Annotated in this window: 16 protein-coding genes and 1 pseudogene; 10 read left to right on the forward strand and 7 right to left on the reverse strand. The window is 61.2% G+C overall.

The window, feature by feature from the left end; translation table 11 throughout:
- Positions 1–5: 5 nt before the first annotated feature.
- The 4 genes from HX898_RS30325 to HX898_RS30340 all read right to left on the reverse strand — a co-directional run bounded on the left by HX898_RS30325 (position 6) and on the right by HX898_RS30340 (position 4437).
- On the reverse strand, positions 6–956 hold the full coding sequence (locus HX898_RS30325; protein ID WP_180196576.1) for an ABC transporter permease: 951 nt from the start codon (positions 954–956) through the stop codon (positions 6–8).
- Positions 953–1900, reverse strand: coding sequence for an ABC transporter permease (locus tag HX898_RS30330; protein WP_138330712.1), 948 nt, complete (start codon positions 1898–1900; stop codon positions 953–955). Before HX898_RS30330 ends, HX898_RS30325 begins: the two co-directional genes overlap by 4 nt.
- The gene (locus tag HX898_RS30335; protein ID WP_180196577.1) at positions 1897–3348 is read right to left on the reverse strand and encodes a sugar ABC transporter ATP-binding protein; all 1452 of its coding nucleotides are present in this window, start codon (positions 3346–3348) and stop codon (positions 1897–1899) included. The genes HX898_RS30330 and HX898_RS30335 overlap by 4 nt, the downstream gene beginning before the upstream one ends.
- A 72-nt stretch (positions 3349–3420) precedes the next feature.
- Positions 3421–4437, reverse strand: a complete 1017-nt coding sequence (locus HX898_RS30340; protein ID WP_138330710.1) for an ABC transporter substrate-binding protein — start codon at positions 4435–4437, stop codon at positions 3421–3423.
- A gap of 281 nt (positions 4438–4718) precedes the next feature.
- Between HX898_RS30340 and HX898_RS30345 the strand changes: the two genes are divergently transcribed.
- A complete protein-coding gene (locus HX898_RS30345; RefSeq protein WP_138330709.1) occupies positions 4719–5957 on the forward strand; it encodes a sensor histidine kinase in 1239 nt (412 codons plus the stop codon).
- 13 nt (positions 5958–5970) lie between these two features.
- Positions 5971–6693 (forward strand): response regulator transcription factor, encoded by a 723-nt coding sequence (locus HX898_RS30350; protein WP_138390313.1) that lies wholly within the window; start codon positions 5971–5973, stop codon positions 6691–6693.
- Between the two features lie 24 nt (positions 6694–6717).
- Here the strand turns inward: HX898_RS30350 and HX898_RS30355 are convergent, their stop codons facing one another.
- On the reverse strand, positions 6718–8043 hold the full coding sequence (locus HX898_RS30355; RefSeq protein ID WP_180196578.1) for a PLP-dependent aminotransferase family protein: 1326 nt from the start codon (positions 8041–8043) through the stop codon (positions 6718–6720).
- A 99-nt stretch (positions 8044–8142) separates the two neighbouring features.
- On the opposite strand from HX898_RS30355, the gene HX898_RS30360 reads away from it, so the two are divergent.
- The 8 genes from HX898_RS30360 (at position 8143) to HX898_RS30395 (ending at position 17148) form a co-directional block, all read left to right on the forward strand.
- Positions 8143–9105: a nitrate ABC transporter substrate-binding protein gene (locus HX898_RS30360; protein WP_180196579.1), complete on the forward strand. Its 963-nt coding sequence runs from the start codon at positions 8143–8145 to the stop codon at positions 9103–9105.
- Positions 9106–9179: 74 nt separating this feature from the next.
- Complete coding sequence (locus HX898_RS30365; RefSeq protein ID WP_138330705.1) at positions 9180–10070, forward strand: ABC transporter substrate-binding protein; 891 nt, start codon at positions 9180–9182, stop codon at positions 10068–10070.
- A complete protein-coding gene (locus HX898_RS30370) occupies positions 10067–10996 on the forward strand; it encodes an amino acid ABC transporter permease (protein WP_180196580.1) in 930 nt (309 codons plus the stop codon). Before HX898_RS30365 ends, HX898_RS30370 begins: the two co-directional genes overlap by 4 nt.
- Positions 10993–11772, forward strand: a complete 780-nt coding sequence (locus tag HX898_RS30375; protein ID WP_138330703.1) for an amino acid ABC transporter ATP-binding protein — start codon at positions 10993–10995, stop codon at positions 11770–11772. Before HX898_RS30370 ends, HX898_RS30375 begins: the two co-directional genes overlap by 4 nt.
- Positions 11773–11842: 70 nt before the next feature.
- On the forward strand, positions 11843–13033 hold the full coding sequence (locus HX898_RS30380; RefSeq protein WP_180196581.1) for a M20 aminoacylase family protein: 1191 nt from the start codon (positions 11843–11845) through the stop codon (positions 13031–13033).
- A 98-nt stretch (positions 13034–13131) separates the two neighbouring features.
- Positions 13132–13608 carry an MEKHLA domain-containing protein gene (locus tag HX898_RS30385; RefSeq protein ID WP_173883654.1) on the forward strand — a complete coding sequence of 159 codons (477 nt, stop codon included), beginning with the start codon at positions 13132–13134 and terminating at the stop codon, positions 13606–13608.
- 146 nt (positions 13609–13754) lie between these two features.
- Positions 13755–15869: a carboxy terminal-processing peptidase gene (locus HX898_RS30390; RefSeq protein WP_138330700.1), complete on the forward strand. Its 2115-nt coding sequence runs from the start codon at positions 13755–13757 to the stop codon at positions 15867–15869.
- A gap of 397 nt (positions 15870–16266) precedes the next feature.
- Positions 16267–17148 carry a DUF6030 family protein gene (locus tag HX898_RS30395; protein WP_180196585.1) on the forward strand — a complete coding sequence of 294 codons (882 nt, stop codon included), beginning with the start codon at positions 16267–16269 and terminating at the stop codon, positions 17146–17148.
- Between the two features lie 438 nt (positions 17149–17586).
- Here the strand turns inward: HX898_RS30395 and HX898_RS30400 are convergent, their stop codons facing one another.
- Positions 17587–19092, reverse strand: a complete 1506-nt coding sequence (locus HX898_RS30400; protein WP_180196586.1) for a tripartite tricarboxylate transporter permease — start codon at positions 19090–19092, stop codon at positions 17587–17589.
- A gap of 9 nt (positions 19093–19101) precedes the next feature.
- A pseudogene (locus HX898_RS30405) lies at positions 19102–19268 on the reverse strand (tripartite tricarboxylate transporter TctB family protein); the annotation flags it as partial.

Consider the following 19268-nt stretch of genomic DNA (forward strand, 5'->3'; position numbering starts at 1 on the left):
CCCAATTATCGCATGCCGGCCCGGCGACCGCCGGCGAGCATGATGACGCTGATGATGATGAGGCCGGTCATGATCAGGCGGATGCCCGCGCCGACCCCGTAGGTGTTGAGCATGGAGACGACAAGGAACATGAAGAGCGATGCGCCCCAGATGCCCGGCACGTTGGAATCGCCGCCGGCGACTGCCGTGCCGCCGATCACGACGACGGCGATCGACATCAGCAGATATTCCGAGCCCATGTTGAGCGCCGCACCGCCCGAGAAGCAGGCGAGCAGATAGCCTGCGACCGATGCGAGAACGGCGCAGAAGAGGTAGGTGACGAAACGCGTGCCGTCGACCGGTATGCCGGCCATGCGGGCTGCCGGCATGCTCTGGCCGATCGCCGAGATCCAGCGCCCGTAGATCGTCCTCTCGAGCAGGAACCAGGCGAGGAGCGAGACGAGGAGTGCTGCGATCGCCACATTCGGCACGCCGAGCGTGTTCGACGTGGTGAATTCCGCCAGCACGCTCGGCGGCTTGATGCGCAAGCCCCGGTTCGTCCAGATCGCCGCGGACTGCACGATGAAGCTCATGGACAGCGTGGCGATGATCGGCGGAATGCGCAGCGCCTTGATGAGCGCATAATTGCCGAGGCCGACGACAAGGCCGATGACGATGGCAACGAGAAGGCCGGGCAGGATCATGCCGTTTTCGACATTCATCAGCTTCAGCGCCACCGTGCCGGCAAGCGTCATGGTGGCGGGAACCGAGAGATCGATGTTGCCGGGGCCGAGCGTGATGACGAACATCTGGCCGATGCCGACGATGACCGAAAAGGCTGCGAAGGTGAGGGCTGCCTGCGACAGGCCAAGCGTGCTGGCGCCGAGCGTCACCATGATCGTCAGGAACCAGACGATAAAGGCGGCAAGCCACGACCAGATCCAGGGTTTGCCGAATAGGCGAAGGAGCGGGGTCATCGGCGTTTCTCCCGCTTCTCCATGCGGTTCAGCATCAGACGGAGTGCGAGCACGATGATCAGGATTGCGCCCTGAGCCCCGATCTGCCAGTCCGGCGAGATCCGCAGGAAGGACAGGAACGAACCGGCGAGCGTCAGCGTCAGCGCGCCGATGACGGCGCCGATCGGGGAGACGCGGCCGCCGATGAACTCGCCGCCGCCAAGGATCACGCCGGCGATTGACAGCAGCGTGTAGCGTAGCGCGATATTGGCATCGGCCGAGGTTGTCAGGCCGACGAGGGCAATGCCGGCGAGCACCGCGAAGAGGCCGGCAAGACCATAGGCGGCAGCGCGCGCGCCGACAATCGACCAGCCGGCACGCTCGACCGAGCGCTGGTTACCGCCGATGCCGCGCATCAGCACGCCGAGCGACGACCGCATGACGAGAAGATGGGCGACCAAGGCGATGACGATGCTGGCGACAATCGCCATCGGCGCCAGCGGCGGCTTGACGGTCATCAGCCAGCGCACCCAGTCCGGCGCCTGCCCACCCGGTGCCGGCAGCAGCAGCACGGCAAGGCCGCCCCAGACGAAGCTCATGCCGAGGGTCACGACAATGGACGGCAGGTTACGCAGATAGATGACGACGCCGAGCGCCGCATAGGTTGCGATCGCGCCGGCAAGGATCAGGACGCCGGTCACCGGGGCATCACGCAGAAAGGTCGCGGTGACGCAGGCGACGAAGCTGACGAAGGCCCCCATCGAGAGATCGAGATCGTTCACCGCCATCACGATCATCTGGGCGATCGTCGCAAGCGCGATCGGCACAGCCAGGTTGAACAACAGGTTGAGGCCGACATAGCTCATGGCGCGCGGCTGCAGCCAGAAGACGGCGGCGAGCAGCAACGTCAGCGACAGGGCAGGAATGGCAAGACGCATGGCGTCGGACGACAGCCGGAACGTCATGCGGCGACCCCTTCGAAGGAGGCGGCAATGATATTCGTCTCGTTGACGGCATTACCGACGAGTTCGGTCGTGATACGGCCTTCGCGAAAGACGTAGACGCGGTCGCAAAGGCGGACCTCGTCCATCTCCGTCGAGTACCAGATGAAGGTGCGGCCGCGCGCCGCCTCCTCGCGAATGATCGTATAGACCTCCTGCTTGGTGCCGACGTCGACGCCGCGCATCGGGTCGTCCATCAGCACGATCGGCGCGCGCGTCGCAAGCGCCCGGGCAAAGAGCACCTTCTGCTGGTTGCCGCCGGAAAGCGACAGGATGCGGTTGTCCATATCGGGCGTGCGGATCTCGATCCGCCGCTTCCAGTCGGCGCCCTTCGTCTCCTCTGCCCCTGCGAGGATCAGCCCGCGCCGGGAGAGGTCACCGAGCGAGGCGATGGAGAAGTTGCGCAGGATGCTCCACAGCTCGAAGACACCGTTGAGGCGGCGGTCGCCGGCGACGAAGGTGACGAGCGGATCGCGCTCAGGCAGCCAGTTGCCGGACTGGGCGGCATGCAGGGCGAGCAGGAGTTCGGTCTGCCCATGGCCCGCCAAACCCGCCAATCCGATGATCTCGCCCTTGCGGGCCGCAAAGGAAAGGCCCTTCGCCTGATGGGACAGAATGAGCGGAGCGGTGGATTGTTCGCGCGCCGAGCGCTGCTTGGTCTCCTCCTTCGCAACGGTGCCCATGGCTTCGACGAGGCCGTGATGGTCGAAGCCATGCGCCGGGCGCTCGGCGACGACGCGGCCGTCCTTCATGACGATGATGCGGTCGGCGGTTTCGAGGATCTCGTGCAGAATATGCGAGATGAAGATGACGGACCCGCCCATGGCGATGAAGCGGCGGACATGATCGAGCATCTGCCGGGCAAGGCTTGCATCGAGCGACGAGGTCGGTTCGTCGAGGATCACCAGCCGCGGCGCAATGCCGGCGTCGGAAAAGGCCATGGCGATCTCGACCATCTGCCGCTCGGCGATCGAAAGATCTCCCACGGCCCGGCTGCTGTCGATGCCGTGGCCGGGAAAGACGGCGTCGAGGCTCGTCTCGATGATTTTTGCGGCGCGCCGCCGCCAGCCGAAGCCACCGAGATGGCGATGCATGATGCGCGTGTTCTCGACGATCGAAAGGTTGGGGCAGAGCGAAAGCTCCTGGAAGACGCAGCGCACGCCGCGGGCACGCGCGGCATTGATGCCATAGCGCTCCAGCCGTTCGCCGTCGCTCGCCACACTTCCTTCGTGCGGTGTGAGACCGCCGTTGATCACGCTGACGATGGTGGACTTGCCGGCTCCATTGTGGCCGACAAGCCCGACGCATTCGCCCGGTATGACGCAGAGGGTCACGCCATCGAGTGCCCTAACCGCGCCGAAGCTCATCTTGGCGCCATCGACGGCGATCACCGCCTTCAAAACGTCATCCATGCTGCCCGCCATGCCCGCTTCATAAAGAATCCCGCGCGGCCATTTGCGGCCGCGCGGCAGTTGCCGGGAGATTTACTTTGCCGACTCGATGACCTTGATTGCGTCTGCCTGCGAGTATTCCACGTTGGCGACGCCGCCGGCCTGGGTATTGGCGAGGTTGGTTTCGAGATTGTCCTGGTCAATGCGCAGGAAGGGCACGACGAGGTCCTTCTTGACTTCCTTGCCGTCGAGGATCTGCTGGGCCACCCAGAAAGCGAGCGTGGAGACGCCGGGCGCGATGGAGACGGACATGGTCTCGTAACCCTTCGCGTCCTTCTGCTCCTTCCACCACTTCAGTTCGTCTTCGCGGTTGCCCATGATAATGATCGGCATCTTCCGGTCGGTCGCGGCAATCGCCTGTGCGGCGCCATAACCGTCACCACCCTGCGTTACCACGCCGGCGATGTCGGGCAGGCTCGGCAGGATGCCGGCAACAGCCTTCTGCGCCACGTCCTGCGCCCAGTCGCCGTGCACGGAGCCAACGACCTTGAACTGCGGGAACTGCTTGACACCCTCGTGGATGCCAGCCGAGATCTCGTCGTCGACGAAGACACCGGCAAGGCCGCGGATCTCGAGCAGGTTGCCGCCGTCCGGAATTTTCTTCGACAGGTACTCGACCTCACTGCGGCCCATTTCCTTGAAGTTCACGGCGATGCGCCAAGCGCAGGGTTCGGTCACGATGCCGTCAAAGGAAACGACGGTGATGCCGGCGTCGCAGGCCTCCTTGACCGCGCCGTTCAGCGCCGTCGGCGAGGCGGCGTTCAGCACGATGGCGTCATAACCCTGCAGGATCATGTTCTGGATCTGCGCCGCCTGTTCCGTCGCCTGGTTCTCGGCAGTGGTGAAAGGGTCGGCTGCGGCAACGGTGCCGGCCTTCACGGCTTCGCCTGTCACCTTGCCCCAGCTCGTCAGCATGGCCTGGCGCCACGAGTTGCCGGCATAATTGTTGGAAAGGGCGATTTTCTTGGCCGACGTGTCGGCAAAGGCGGAAACGGGCATCGCGGCGCATGCGATAGCGGCCGATGCCAGAAGCATCTTGCTGATTGTCATGTCTTCCTCCCTGATGATCGCGCCTGTCGGCGGATCGCTTCACTCCTGCCAGCCCAACTGGGTTCGAGTGAAAATTGTTCTTGCACTGAGCTTCCTCCTCTCAGTAAGGGCAGGATGCGGGAGATCGATCGGCCTGTACAGGGGCAAGGCGGCAATCCGTTTGCGGGTTTTGCGCAACAAGCTGCGGGTTTATGCAAGACGGCGGCGCTCCCGCAGGCGCTTACTGGAAAGGAGTCGCGGCGGGTTGAGGAGCCCGGCGCCGTCTCGGGGAGGAACTGACGATGCTGCATCTCGTACCCGCAGCCATGTTCGACCATTATCTCGGCATTTCCCGGCTGCTCGCGGGCCAACTCGACTTCCGCTCGGCTATCCGTTCCGTCGCGGCCGAGGTCGCCCATATCATCCCGCACGACCATCTCGATGTCTGCGTGCTGCTTGAGGGCGGCAACTACCACACCGCTTATGAGACGGGCATCGAGACTGCCTGGGGCGGCCTTGCCGGCGCGCCTGTTGTCAACAGCCCCATCCGCTCGCTGCTCTGGGGCGAGGTGGATTTTCTGCTGGCGGACGACGCCATGACCGATCCGCGTTTCCACTTCGAGGGCGCATTCAAGCGGCCGATCGTCGAACAGTCGCTGAGAAGCCGCTTGCATGTGCCCATGAAGGTGCAGGGCACGATCATCGCAGCGCTTTCCTGTTCGTCGCACAGGGCGGGCGTCTATACGATGGAGGATATCGAACGCGCCCGCATCATTGCCGACCTGCTGACGCCGTATTTCTTCGCGCTGCAGGCAGCCGAGCAGGCGCAACGCTCGGCGATCGTCGAGGCAGAGGCCCGCGCCCGCGAGGAGGGCTTGCGGCAAGGTGCGCTGAAACTTACCGAAGCGCTGGAGCAGGAACGCCAGCGCATCGGCATGGACCTGCACGACCAGACGCTCGCCGACCTGACGCGGCTCGCCCGCCGGATCGATCGGCTGTCGCGCAACGGCGAAATGGCGCCCGAGACGTTGGAGCCGATCTCCCGTTCCCTGCAGCATTGCATGCAGGATCTGCGGCAGATCATCGAACAGGCAAAACCCTCCGTGCTCCAGCTCTTCGGCCTCGCCCAGGCGATCGAGCATCATCTGGACCGATCGACCCGCGACACGGGATCGGGGATCGAATGGGGCCTTGTCGACGAGACGCACGGCGCGCTGGAGCGACTGGAACCCACCGTCAGCGTCGCGCTGTTCCGGATCGCGCAGGAGGCGATCAACAATGCGGTGCGCCATGCCGCTCCCTTGGCAGTCATGGTGCGGCTCGAGGCCGATGACGATCGGTTGTCAATCGAAATCTCCGACGACGGGACCGGGCTCGCCAAGGCGCGGGGCCGGATCGGCGGCGGCATCGACAATATGAAGACCCGTGCGCGGCTGATTTCGGCGCGCTTCACGACCGGGCCCGGCCACAACAATCGCGGGACTGTGGTGCGCGTCGTGCTACCGCTCGCACCGCACGACCCGCCAAGCGGGCCAAACTGAGGAGAAGGGCACCATGAAGGTTCTGATCGTCGAGGACGACCCGCTGCACCGGTCCTATCTGCACGAGGCGGTCAACGCGGCCCTGCCGGAATGCGACACGGTGATCGAGGCGGAGAACGGAACCGTCGGCGAGAAGCTCGCCCGCGACCACAAGTCGGCGCATATCGTCATGGACCTGCAGATGGCGAACCGCAACGGCATCGAGGCGGCGCGCACCATCTGGAAAGAGCGGCCGGAGACCCGCATCCTGTTCTGGTCGAATTACTCGGATGAGGCCTATGTGCGCGGCGTCTCCCGCATCGTGCCGGATGGCGCCGCTTATGGCTATGTGCTGAAATCCGCCTCCGACGAGCGGCTGAAGCTTGCGCTACGCTCGATCTTCATCGAGAGCCAGTGCGTCATCGACCGCGAGGTACGGGGCCTGCAGCAGAAGAGCCTCGGCCAGACGAACGGCTTCACCGATTCCGAATACGAGATCCTCGTCGATATCGCGCTCGGCCTCACCGACCGGGCCATCGCCAAACGCCGGGGCCTGTCGCTGCGCAGCGTGCAGAACCGCCTGCAGCAGCTATACGACAAGCTCGACGTCTACCAGAGCGCCGGTGACGACCACGAGGACGGCCGCTTCAATCTGCGCGCCCGCGCCGTCACGGTCGCTTTCATGCGCAAACTCCTGAACTACAGTGCTCTCGAGCGGGCGGAGGCAGAGCTGCAGGAATGGCTTGAGGGAAAGTAGTACGCGAGGTGCAGGCCCCTACCTTCACGGCGCATGAGCCAGAGCGATCGCATCGGCGGCTTCCTCGCAGCGATCGCTAAGCGTGCTGGTCGCCACTCGAATATGATTGCTGGGCAAGACGGAGAATTTGTTGCCCGGGTTGACAGCGATATTGCGTGCGGCGAGCGTCACCATCGCGAATGGTTCGGAGACGACGGGCACCCAGAGGCACAGGCCCTGGCCTGGCGGTATCGGTATTCCCCGTTCGCTAAGCGCATCTGCAAGAGCATCGCGCCTCTGCTGATAGATCTCGCGCGCCTCGCCGATAAGCTGCCAGGTTTCCGGATCGCGCAATAGCCAGGCGGCGGCCCCTTGCAGGATACGGCTGGTCCAGCCGGCGCTGAAGGAACGGTAAGACTGGATCTGGTCGACGATCGGCGCGGAACTCGACAGAACCGCGAGACGCAGATCCGGGCCGAGGCTTTTCGAGAGTGACAGGATATGGATCGTCCGCTCCGCAAATCGGCCCCCGAGCGACTGCGGAGGTGCCGCCGACACGTCGCCGACGCCGTCATCCTCAATAACAAGCGTATCGCTGTCTTCCAGCACATCTCCAAGCTGATCGAGGCGGGATGAACTGACCGTAACGCCGGTCACGGAATGCAGCCGCGGCTGGAACAGAAAAGCCGCCGGACGTTGCTGCAATGCTTCGCGCAGCGACTCCGGCAGGGGGCCTTCGCCGTCGCAGGCGACAGGGATGATTTTGACGCCGAGATCTTCCAGAATATCGAGCAGTCGCATGGCGGTCGGATGTTCGATCGCGACCGCCGAGCCCGAGGAAACCAACGCATGCAATATAGTATAGACGGCGTTGTAACCGCCATTGGTCGCCAGAAAGGCTTCCGCCGCGTAAGGCCATCGCTCTGAAACGGCGTCCTTCAACTCAGGGACGATCCGGCTGCGCTCATAGCTGTTGAGGTCATCGACGGACGCACCATAGGCCATTGCTTCGGCGAGGTGCGGAAGAAGTGCTGCATCCGGCCCGGCTAAGGTAAGGTCGAGCACACCTGCCCTATAGTTTCCCGAGCTGGCGAGACGTTCCGGCTTGGCGACGAAGCGGTCGCCGCTGACCCAGGTGCCGTTGCGCCCCCGCCCGCTGATGATCTTCTGCCGCCGCAATTCGCTCCAGGCTTCGGAGATCGTTGCCGGGCTGACATGCAATTCGTAAGCGATATCGCGGATCGCCGGCAGGCGTGTCCCAACGGGCAGGATACCGGCACGGATCAACGCGCTCGTTTCGAGAGCGATTCCCCTGATGCTGCGGTCGGCTATTTTTTCGGCAAACCAGGAGGCTTCGACCGCGTCGCCCATTTTTCCCTCACTTTAAATGTTCAATAACGTAATAACATTTGTACTCTCTATTTTGAACATTTAATTTGCCACCCGTCGAGCAATTTTGTGAGTTTTTGCATGCCTGTGACGCTTCGCATCGCCCTTAGGGACTGGGATTACATGACACCGCTTGTGCTCGGTGATGTCAGTTCTTCCCGTCTCGATATCAAAGTGGATCGTGTGGGCACGCTGGTCTCGAGCCTCGCCGATGACGCAGCGCATGACGCCGCGGAAATGTCCTTCAGCCGCTATTCGCAGATGCGCCATGACGGCGATGATCGGGTTCTGGGCATGCCGAACTTCATCATGCGCGGCTTCCGCCATCGCTGCATCATCACCGCCAAGGATAGTCCGATCCGCAAGCTCTCCGATCTGGCCGGCAAGAACATCGGCGTGACCGGCTGGCGAGATTCCGGAAATACCTGGACCCGTGCCGCGTTGCGCCGGGAAGGCGTCGGCGTCGAGGATGCCATGTGGTATGCCGGGCGCCTGACCCAGGCCCATCCGATCGTCGACCGGCTCGACGGTTTTGGACGGCCTGGCCGCATCGAACCTGCTCCCGGCGAGCGTCCGATGGTCGATCTTTTGCTGGATGGCGGGCTCGACGCCGTGTTTACGCCTTTCATGCCGAAAGGTTTCTTCGACCAAGAATCGCCGCTCCGCCAGGTGCTGGATGATTTCCGCGCCGCCGAAGTCGCTTACCTCAATGAGGTTGGCTATGTCCCAGGCATGCATCTGATCGGCTTCAAGGCTGATATCGTCAAGGAGCATCCCTGGATCATGGATGAACTCAGCGAGGTGATCGACGAGTCCCAGCGTCTCTGGCTGGAAAAGCGCGAGAAATACGCCGACACCACGCCCTGGATGATCGACGAACTGCGCCGCTGCGCGGCTGATCTGCCGCCGACCTGGAGGGCCAGCGGGCTTGCCGAGAACGAGGCAATGATCGCCGACTTTGCCGAGGAACTCTACGAACAGAAGATCATGCCGCGCCTTTTGACGCCCGCCGAGCTGTTTCCGTGGCACGCCAAGGCCCAGTGAGCAAGGCCAATGAAACTCATCACAGGCCTCAACGTTGAATTACCATTTTCGCAAAACCAAAAAAGGGGAATGACATGCATTCGAAACTGATCGCTTCCGCCGCCCTGCTGGGTCTGATGATGACGACGTCGGTCTTCGCCCAGGAGGCGGCCGTACCAAAGCAGACCGTCAACGAGGCTCTTCGCGCCCGCCTGCCGGAGAAGATCCGCACGGACGGCAAGATGATCTCCGTCAACAACGGTTCCTTTCCTCCCTATGAGATCGTCACCGGTACGAAACTGACCGGCGCCAGCGCTGACCTGACCGATGCGATCGGCCAGATGCTCGGCGTCGAGATCGAGCACGAAACCGTCAGCGGGTTGAGCGCGTTGCTCGCCGGCATCAATTCCGGCCGATACCAGTTCGCCTTCGGCCCGATCGGCGACTTCAAGACCCGTGAAGAGGCCAATGATTTCGTCGACTGGGTTCAGGAATACGTGGTCTTCTCCGTCCAGAAGGGCAATCCGAAGGCCATCACCTCGCTCGACAGCGCCTGCGGCAATCGCATTGCCGTTATGGCCGGCGGCTCCGCCGAAAAGGTAATCCAGGCCCAGGTCGAAAAGTGCAAGGCGGCGGGCAAGCCCGCGCCCGAAGTGCAGTCCTACACCGATCAGCCGAGCTCGATCCTGGCGGTCCGCTCCAAACGCGCCGATGCCTTCTTCTCTTCGCAGGCGCCGCTGACCTATTTCGTGTCTCAGGCAAACGGCCAGCTGGAATTGAGCGGCGTCGGCCAGAAAAACGGGTTTGAGGATCTCTATCAGGGCGCCGTCGTGCCGAAGGGCTCGCCGCTCGGCCCCGTTCTGCTCGACTCGATCAAGGCGTTGATGGATAACGGCGCCTATGCCGCCATCATGAAGAAATGGGGTCTTGAGAACAACATGATCAAGCAGCCCGGCCTCAATCTTGGTGGAGCCCTGCCGAAATGAGCAATGACCGCACGACTGCCGCACCGCCTTTGGGCGGTGCGGACTTCCGGGATGTTGCCCACGCCCACAAGCCTTTTCAAACGGGCCGGCTCGTCCTGTGGGTGGTCGTGCTCCTGATTGCCGCCAACTTCCTATGGATCGTCGCCCATAACGAGAATTTCGGCTGGCCTGTCGTCGCGGCTTATTTCTTCGATCCGACTGTTATCAATGGCCTTTACGTCAGCCTGGGCCTGACGGTGGTCGCGATGGCCATCGGCATCGTTCTCGGCCTCGGACTGGCGATCGCCAGGCTGTCGAATGACCGGCTCGCTCGGTCGCTGGCGTCGCTGTTCATCTGGTTCTTTCGCGGCACGCCGCTCCTGGTGCAGCTGATCTTCTGGTACAATCTCTCGACCCTTTTTCCCGAGCTTTCGATCGCTATTCCGTTCGGCCCGACGCTCGCCAGCTGGGAGACCAATTCGGTGATCACGCCGATGACGGCGGCAATCGTCGGCCTTGCCTTGAACGAAGCGGCCTACATGGCCGAAATCATTCGCGGCGGCCTGCTCTCGGTCGATCGCGGCCAGTTCGAGACGGCGGAAGCCTTCGGCATGACCAAGGCGAGAGCGCTGTGGCGGATCATCATTCCGCAGGCGATGCGCTCGATCGTGCCGCCGACGGGCAACCAGCTGATCAGCATGATCAAGGCAACGTCACTCGTCAGCGTCATCGCCATGGCCGATCTGCTCTATTCCGTCCAGTCGATCTACAATCGCACCTTCGAGATCGTGCCGATGCTGCTGGTCGCGGTCCTCTGGTACCTCTTCATTACTTCCATCCTCAATCTCGGCCAGAGCTATATCGAGGCCTATTACGGCCGCAGCGAACGGCGCAACAATGCCGCTGCCGCCAAATCCGAGACCCTTGTCGAGGAGGCAAGCCATTGACCGCTGCCGAAATTGCAAAACCTCTCGTCAGAGCCCGCAACGTCCACAAGTCCTTCGACCAGCTCGAAGTGCTGAAGGGGATCGACCTCGACGTCATGCCGGGGGAAGTCGTCGTGGTGCTTGGCCCGTCCGGGTCGGGAAAGTCGACCTTCCTGCGCTGCATCAACCATCTTGAGGCCATCAATAAAGGGTTCATCGAAGTCGATGGCGAACAGATCGGCTACCGCCTTCGCAAAGACCGGCTGGAAAAGCTGTCCAGCAACAGGATCGCCAGCCAGCGGCGCAAGATCGGCATGGTGTTCCAGCAGTTCAATCTCTATCCGCATATGACGGTCCTGCAGAACATCGTTGAGGCCCCGGTCGGCGTGCACGGCGAAAGCCGCAAGGCCGCGACCGAGAACGCCCTGCGGCTTTTGGAGCGAGTGGGTCTGTCGGAAAAGGCCGGGAGCTATCCCCGTCAGCTCTCCGGCGGTCAGCAGCAGCGCGTCGCCATCGCCCGCGCGCTTGCGATCAAGCCGAAGCTGATGCTGTTCGATGAGCCTACCTCGGCGCTTGACCCGGAGCTGGTCGGCGAAGTTCTCTCCACCATGCGCGATCTCGCCAAACAGGGCCTGACGATGATCGTCGTTACCCATGAGATCGGCTTCGCCCGCGAGGCGGCCGATCGGGTGGTGTTCATGGACGGCGGCAATGTCGTCGAGATGGGCAAGCCCGAGGATGTCATCGGCAATCCGCAACATCCCCGGACCCAGGCTTTTCTCGCCCGTTTTCTCTAACTGATATCAGCTTCTGCTTCGACCCTCGGGCCGGAGCAATCGCCCTTTTCGATCAAGACTGGATGTTTTCATGCCCACGCTCGACAATGCCTATGCCCGCGTTTCCGATTTCGAAGCCATGGAGGCGGAGCTGAAGGCGACCCGCCAGTATCTGCATGCCCATCCGGAACTCTCCTTTGAAGAAGCGGAAACGGCGCGTTACGTTGCGGAAAAGCTGGAGGGCTGGGGTTATGACGTGACCCGCGATGTCGGCGGCCATGGCGTTGTCGCCCGCCTCAGCGCCGGCAAGGGCATCAAGGGCATCGCCATCCGCGCCGACATGGATGCACTGCCGATCGTCGAGGAAACCGGACTTGCCTATGCCAGCGGCACGCCCGGCAAGATGCATGCCTGCGGCCATGACGGCCACACGACCGTGCTGCTCGGCGCCGCCGAATATCTCGCTCGCACCCGCCGCTTCAACGGCACGGTGACGCTAATCTTCCAGCCAGCGGAAGAGGCGAGCAAGAATAGCGGCGCCCAGGCAATGATCGCCGACGGCCTGTTCGAGCGGTTTCCGTTCGATGCCATCTTTGGCCTCCATAACCACCCCGGCGCTCCCGAAGGCACCATCCTGCTGCGATCCGGTCCGATGATGGCGGCGTCTGATACCGTCGAGATTACCATCAAGGGCAAAGGCGGCCATGCCTCGCGGCCGCACCTGACCGTCGATCCCGTGGTCGTGGCGTGCAACCTCGTCGTCTCGCTGCAGACTATCATCTCGCGCAACCTCGATCCGACCCAGACGGCGGTCATCACCGTCGGCACGATCCATGCCGGCGATGCAGTCAACGTCATTCCTGAGCATGCCAAGCTCGCACTGAGCGTGCGCTCCTTCGAGCCTGGCATTCGCGACCTCCTACAGCAGCGCATCACCAAGCTCGCCCGCTCGGTGGCAGAAGGGCACAATGCTTCCATCGAGATCGACTACGATCGCGGCAATCCTGTCGTCGTCAATTCGCCTGCCGAGACGGATTTTGCCCGGATCGTCGCGATGGAACTGATCGGCGAAGACAAGGTCGCGACCTGCCCGCTCATTCCCGGCAGCGAGGATTTCTCGCACTTTCTCGAGCACAAGCCGGGCAGCTTCCTGCGTCTCGGCAATGGCATGAATTCCGCCATCCTGCATAGCGCCAAATATGATTTCGCCGATGCCAGCCTGATGGTTGGCGCAGCCATGTGGGCAAGGCTCGCGGAACGCTACCTCCAGGATGACGCCTGAAGTCCGGTCGTCCAGCTTGACCGCGTCGCATTTGGAGCTAGCCTTTCAAGCGAGAACATCACTTTCGCCATTTCTCGCCGCTATCCAGGATGCGCAGCATGATTGCCAACTATAACGCCGGTCTCGACTTGTCTTACGATCTCGAATTTTACGCATTGATGGCGGAAAGTTTCGAACGAAGCGTGAGACGCAGCCTGACGCCGGAAGGCGAGGGTGCTGAATGGCTCTACGACCAGTCGCCGGCAGTTGTTCTTGCCCACAACACCGACGCCGATCCGCGCTTCATCTACGCCAACCGCGCTGCCCAAGCCTGCTTTGAATATTCATGGGACGAGTTCGTCACTTTGCCATCGCGTCTTTCGGCGGAGGCGCCCGATCGCGCCGAACGCGAGAGGTTGTTGAATGCCGTGGCGGCCAACGGCTTTATCGCCGACTACCGCGGACTTCGCATCGCCAAGTCAGGGCGGCGTTTCTATATCGAAAAAGCCATCGTTTGGGATCTTGTCGACCGCAGCGGGTGCCGTCGCGGTCAGGCTGCGACATTCGATTCCTGGCAAGACGTGCAGGCGGATTGAGCGCCGGCTGCGGAGACCCCAACTAGGCGCCGGATATGTCCGCAGCTTTGCAAACCATGTCGTTTGCCATTTGGTTGCCAAAAAACCATGATTGCGTCACATAGATCGCACATCGACACTCGGCATTAAGAATTGGACAACGCTGAATGCGCATAGCCTACTTTTTCCTTGGTGCATTTCTTGCAATTGCACAGTCCGCATATGCTGAAGTTGCATCACCGCCTGCTCTGGCGCCTCTAAAGCGACAGGCGCAAGCCGCCGAGTTGAGCGCACAATTTCTTTCGCGGTATAGCTACAAGCCCGTTCCACTCGACGACGCCTTGTCGGCCAGGATCATGGATCAGTTCATCAAGTCACTTGATCCGGACCGCATGCTCTTCCTGCAAGCGGACATCGACAAGTTCATGTCCGATCGCAGCGAGATCGACGATGCGATAGAACGGAAGGACTTGAAGATACCGTTTGCGATTTTCAACGCCTATGAACAGCGCGTTGTCGACCGCATGAACTATGCACGCAGCCTGCTGAAGCAGGACTTCGATTTCAGTGCGCAGGAAAATTATTCGGTGCTGCGCGATAAAGCGCCATGGTCGCAGTCTGAAGCCGAGAGCAATGAGCTTTGGCGCAAGCGCGTCAAGAGCGACTGGTTGCGGTTGAAACTCGGCGGCAAAAACGACGCGGCCATTCGCGAAACACTCGACAAACGTTATGAAAACATACTCGAACGCGCTTACAAGTTTAAAAGCGACGACGTTTTCCAGTCGTTCATGGATGCCTATTCAACGTCGATCGATCCGCACACGGACTATTTCGGTGCGGCCGCTTCAGCCGACTTCAATGTCTCGATGAAGCTTTCGCTGTTTGGTATCGGTGCAGTGCTGCAGGAACGCGACGACTACACGACGATTCGTGAGCTCGTGCCTGGCGGGCCGGCGCAACTGTCCGGCAAGCTCGCGGTCGGAGACCGCATTACCGGCGTTGGTCAAGGCAAGGATGGGGCTATCAAAGAAGTGGTGGGCACGCGCCTTGATGAAGTCGTGCAGATGATACGCGGGAAAAAGGGCTCCGTCGTGCGGCTGGACATCCTGCCGGCAGATGCCGGAGCTGATGGCACGCATCGCGTCATCAGCCTGGTGCGCGATAAAATCAGTCTCGATAAGCAGGCTGCCAGGAAGACTGTGCTGTCCGTAAAAGTGGGCGACGCCACGCGTAAAATCGGGATCATCACGCTGCCGGTATTCTATGAGGATTTTGAAGCCAAGCGCAAAGGAGACCAGGATTACAAAAGCGCAAGCCGCGATGTCGCCAAGCTTCTCGACGAGTTGAAGGAAGAAAAAGTCGACAGCGTTCTCATCGACCTGCGCAACAATGGCGGCGGTTCATTGGACGAGGCAATTGATTTGACCGGTCTGTTCATCGGCAATGGCCCGGTGGTTCAGCAGCGCGGCAGCGATGGCAAGGTCGACGTGAGGAGCTCGGAGCTTGCAGCGCCTGTCTGGGCAGGCCCGATGGGTGTCCTGATCAATCGCGGGTCGGCGTCGGCTTCTGAGATTTTTGCCGCGGCAATCCAGGATTACGGTCGAGGCGTGATCGTCGGCGAACCCAGTTTCGGGAAGGGCACCGTTCAGACCGTCGTCGATCTTGACCAGATCGTCCGCAACAGCAAACCCGAGTTAGGGGAGCTGAAGGTGACGATTGCCCAGTTTTTCCGGGTCAACGGCGGGACGACACAGCTGCACGGCGTAACGCCCGATATCGGCTTGCCAGGACTTTCCGATCCGACGAGCTTCGGCGAGACCAGTTATGACAATGCCCTGCCGTGGGCTCAGATCAAACCTGCGAAGTACACGGCCGCCGACACTGTCACGACGTTGCTGCCGACATTGCAAAGCCGCCATGATGCGCGGATTGAGAGCGATCCGGACTTCCAACGCCTGATAAAAGACATTGCCGACCTCAAGGCGCAGCGGGAAAAAGGAATTGTTTCCCTCAATGAAGCCGAACGTCGCAAAGAAGCGACGGCGCGCGAGAAACGGTTCAAGGATCGAGCGCAAGCAAGCGGTGGCGAGGATCTTGGAGATGACGGCCTGGAGGCAGGCGAGCGCAGCCTGAGCGCTGATATTGCCATCGAGAATGCCCGCAAGAACGCAAAAGACGTCCTGCTCGACGAGGCCGCCGCCATTCTTGCCGACGAGGCCGATTTGCAGCAAGGCGCGCTGAAGGCAGCCACGAAACAAACGGGAAAAACGGACGGAAAATAGTCGATCGGGCGAGCACTTCCTTGACGGGCTGGATCACAATGCTGGACCAGTGCAGTTGTCGGCCGCCCGTGCGCTCTTCCGCACCAATTTTAGAGGGCGAACGCCGTTCACTGGGGTTGCCGCTTGACGCTCGACAAACGCAACTTCACACTTACAGTATCGAAGGTGAGTCGGACCGACTGTACCGTTTTCACATCCGTCGCTCACCTTAGAAGGAGTCGCCAGCAGGGCTGATTGGTCGAAGCGCCGACCGATGCCGGTGGGTCGCAAATAGGATCGAGGTTGATTGAGTTCGAACTCGCCGCTCCTATTTTGCTTGTGAGGTCGCGCCATGGATAAAGTGCTATCAGCAGTCGATCCTCCTCGCGACAGCCCACTTCGGAACCGGAATTTCCGATTGCCGAGCAACCGCCGGTCTCTGCTTTGGGCGGGGCTTTTGATATCAATTTTGCTTCTTGCAGGCATCGTCGTTTTTTATCGTGAGGTCCACCAGCTCGAAGATCCAGTCGGGGTCTTTGAAAACCGAGCTCTCAATAAGGCTGCCCGGTCATCTCGCATAGCCGCCCGCCCTGATCCGGAAGCTCCTTCTCCCCTGCCGCCGATGTCGATATCACTGCAGCTGATCGAGGTCCCGAAGCTGGAATTGGCAAGTCAGTTTCTGCGGATGTGGCGCGTCTCGGGGCCGAATATTTGCGGTGCTCTTCGAGAGGCCGGCATCGAGATGAGCGAATGGAAAGCCGCATCGATGCGCAATCGCAGCTATGAATGTTATTTTCAGCGCATCTACGAACGGGACGAGGTGCGTCCCCTCAGCTCAACCTTCGTTAAGGTTCGTGGAGATGAAATGGGCGATATCCTTGAGATCCGCGCCAAGATCATTGGGCCGACGACCGACGCTCAGGGACGTCTCGCCCCGGCCGTCCTGCGCATTTTCGAGATCATCGTGAAGCAGGCGTGCTGGCGTGATTTCGAGGATACTCTCGCCTCGATCCAAAACCTTCGAAATGTCGAATACGAACGATTCGGCTCCTATCTCAGCTTCACGCGCGAAGCAGGCAGCGCAAATATCTTTAATTTTGTTCTTGGTCTTAAGGCGACTTCAAGTTCGCAGGTGAAGACCAAGACGTATTTTTCGACTGAGCGCTGGCTACGAATGCCCGCAGTGCTCCTGCGAACTTCATTCTCAGGGAGCGCTTGGGGACATCCATATCAGCCAATTGCGCTCAATGACGTCGCAAGTACCCGTCGCAATTCAAGATCAAGCTGGAACTGTGGCTGATCATCGACGATTTTATCATTTTAAGCGATGAAGCGTCACGCCGAGCAGCCGAGCGGGGCGCTTGGATGGATAACGGACCGGCAACGGGTCAGGAGGTCGCGAAGGATCTCGAAGTAGTGTTCGCTGAACCATTTCGGCGATGCGTCGACATTCTTCGCAGAGATGGAAGAGCCAAAGGGTACCGCCAATCGCTGCGCAATAATTCCCAATTGCGGAGTGACGCATTGAGGATCGCGAGGCGCTGACCACGATCAAGGGATGCAAACAACATAACCTTCCTTGAGTAAGCGCGGTCAAGGCCACTGAAACAACACCGAGTACTCGGCAGACTCGCAGTATTTGCGGCTATTGACGATGATCAAGAGAGTCTGGGGCAACGACTGGAGCAATGCAACCACGTCAGTATTCCAATCCCGTTGCGGTAGGGCGAATTTGTTCTCAATCCTCTTCCTGGAACACCTCCTCACGCTTCTTCTTGACGCTCGGCAGGAAGACGACAATGAGGACGGCGACCGCAATGGCCAGAAGAATGGCGCTGATCGGCCGTGTGACGAAGGTGGTGGGATCGCCGCGCGACAGGATCATGGCGCGCCGGAGGTTTTCTTCGAGCAATGGCCCGAGCACGAAGCCGAGCAGAAGCGGCGCCGGCTCACAGCGAAGCTTCGCCAGCACATAGCCGATGAGCCCGAAGAAGGCGACGGCGTAGAGATCGTAGACGTTGGCGTTGACGCTGTAGACCCCGATCGAGCAGAAGGCCATGATGATGGGGAAGAGCACGTAGTAAGGCACGGTCAAGAGCTTCACCCAGAGCCCGATCAGCGGCAGGTTGAGGATGACCAGCATCAGGTTGCCGATCCACATCGAGGCGATGATACCCCAGAACAGCGCCGGCTGCTCGGTGGCAACGTTCGGACCGGGCACGATGCCCTGGATGATCATCGCCCCGACCATCAGCGCCATGACGGGATTGGCCGGAATGCCGAGCGTCAAGAGCGGAATGAACGAAGTCTGCGCGCCGGCATTGTTTGCCGATTCCGGTCCCGCAACGCCGGCGACCGCGCCTTTGCCGAATTCCTCCGGCGTCTTCGACATCCGCTTTTCCACCGTATAGGAGGCGAACGCCGCGAGAATGGCGCCACCACCTGGCAGGATGCCGAGCGCCGAACCGATTGCCGTACCGCGAATGACCGGCGCAATCATCTCCTTGAATTCCTGGCGGGACGGCAAAAGGCCGGTGACCTTGGCCATCAGCACCGTGCGTGTCGACTCGCCTTCGAGGTTGCGGAGGATTTCCGCCACGCCGAACACGCCGACGGCAAGCGCCACGAAGTTCAGCCCGTCCGCATATTCACGGATGCCGAGCGTGAAGCGTGGCGTGCCGGTGTAGATGTCGGTGCCGACGAGGCCAAGCAGCAGCCCGAGCGCCACCATGGCCAGCGCCTTGACGACTGAGCCATGCGCGAGTGCGATCGAGGAGACGAGGCCGACGATCATCAGCGAGAAATATTCCGCCGAGCCGAACTGCAGCGCGATTGCGGTCAGCGGCGGTGCGAAGATCGCGACGAGAAAGGTCGAGACCGTGCCGGCAAAGAACGAACCCAGAGCCGCGATCGCAAGCGCTGCGCCGGCCCTGCCCTTGCGGGCCATCTGGTAGCCGTCGATCGCGGTCACGGCCGAGGAGGATTCGCCCGGCATGTTGATCAGGATCGCCGTCGTCGAGCCGCCGTACTGCGCGCCGTAATAGATGCCGGCGAGCATGATCAGCGAGGAAACCGGTTCAAGCTGGAAGGTGATCGGCAAAAGCATGGCGATCGTCGCCGTGGCGCCGATCCCGGGCAGCACACCGATCAGCGTGCCGAGCAGCACGCCGATCAGGCAGAAGAGCAGGTTTTCCGGAGTGCCGGCTGTTGCAAAGCCGAGCGCGAGATTGCTGAAAAGATCCATCATCGTCTCCTAGAACCGGACCCAGGGGCCGAAGCGCTCAAACGGCAGGCCGAGCCCGTAGCTGAAGACCCCGACCGAAAAGATGGTCAGCAGCAACGACAGCACGATCGCGAGGAACACGTTCATCTTTTGCGATGCGAAGCAGGCGATGAAGGCGGTGAGGAACAGTGACGGCG

The sequence above is a fragment of the Rhizobium sp. WYCCWR 11128 genome (assembly GCF_013416305.1).
Taxonomy (GTDB): Bacteria; Pseudomonadota; Alphaproteobacteria; order Rhizobiales; family Rhizobiaceae; genus Rhizobium; species Rhizobium indicum.

Coding starts and splice junctions, on each gene's coding strand:
- HX898_RS30355 (WP_180196578.1), bottom strand. CDS start 8,043: ATGGGCGACGCGGTCGAAGCCTCCTGGTTTGCCGAAAAAATAGCCGAC.
- HX898_RS30380 (WP_180196581.1), top strand. CDS start 11,843: ATGCCCACGCTCGACAATGCCTATGCCCGCGTTTCCGATTTCGAAGCC.
- HX898_RS30360 (WP_180196579.1), top strand. CDS start 8,143: ATGCCTGTGACGCTTCGCATCGCCCTTAGGGACTGGGATTACATGACA.
- HX898_RS30330 (WP_138330712.1), bottom strand. CDS start 1,900: ATGACGTTCCGGCTGTCGTCCGACGCCATGCGTCTTGCCATTCCTGCC.
- HX898_RS30400 (WP_180196586.1), bottom strand. CDS start 19,092: ATGGATCTTTTCAGCAATCTCGCGCTCGGCTTTGCAACAGCCGGCACT.
- HX898_RS30335 (WP_180196577.1), bottom strand. CDS start 3,348: ATGGATGACGTTTTGAAGGCGGTGATCGCCGTCGATGGCGCCAAGATG.
- HX898_RS30385 (WP_173883654.1), top strand. CDS start 13,132: ATGATTGCCAACTATAACGCCGGTCTCGACTTGTCTTACGATCTCGAA.
- HX898_RS30370 (WP_180196580.1), top strand. CDS start 10,067: ATGAGCAATGACCGCACGACTGCCGCACCGCCTTTGGGCGGTGCGGAC.
- HX898_RS30350 (WP_138390313.1), top strand. CDS start 5,971: ATGAAGGTTCTGATCGTCGAGGACGACCCGCTGCACCGGTCCTATCTG.
- HX898_RS30365 (WP_138330705.1), top strand. CDS start 9,180: ATGCATTCGAAACTGATCGCTTCCGCCGCCCTGCTGGGTCTGATGATG.
- HX898_RS30345 (WP_138330709.1), top strand. CDS start 4,719: ATGCTGCATCTCGTACCCGCAGCCATGTTCGACCATTATCTCGGCATT.
- HX898_RS30340 (WP_138330710.1), bottom strand. CDS start 4,437: ATGACAATCAGCAAGATGCTTCTGGCATCGGCCGCTATCGCATGCGCC.
- HX898_RS30390 (WP_138330700.1), top strand. CDS start 13,755: ATGCGCATAGCCTACTTTTTCCTTGGTGCATTTCTTGCAATTGCACAG.
- HX898_RS30325 (WP_180196576.1), bottom strand. CDS start 956: ATGACCCCGCTCCTTCGCCTATTCGGCAAACCCTGGATCTGGTCGTGG.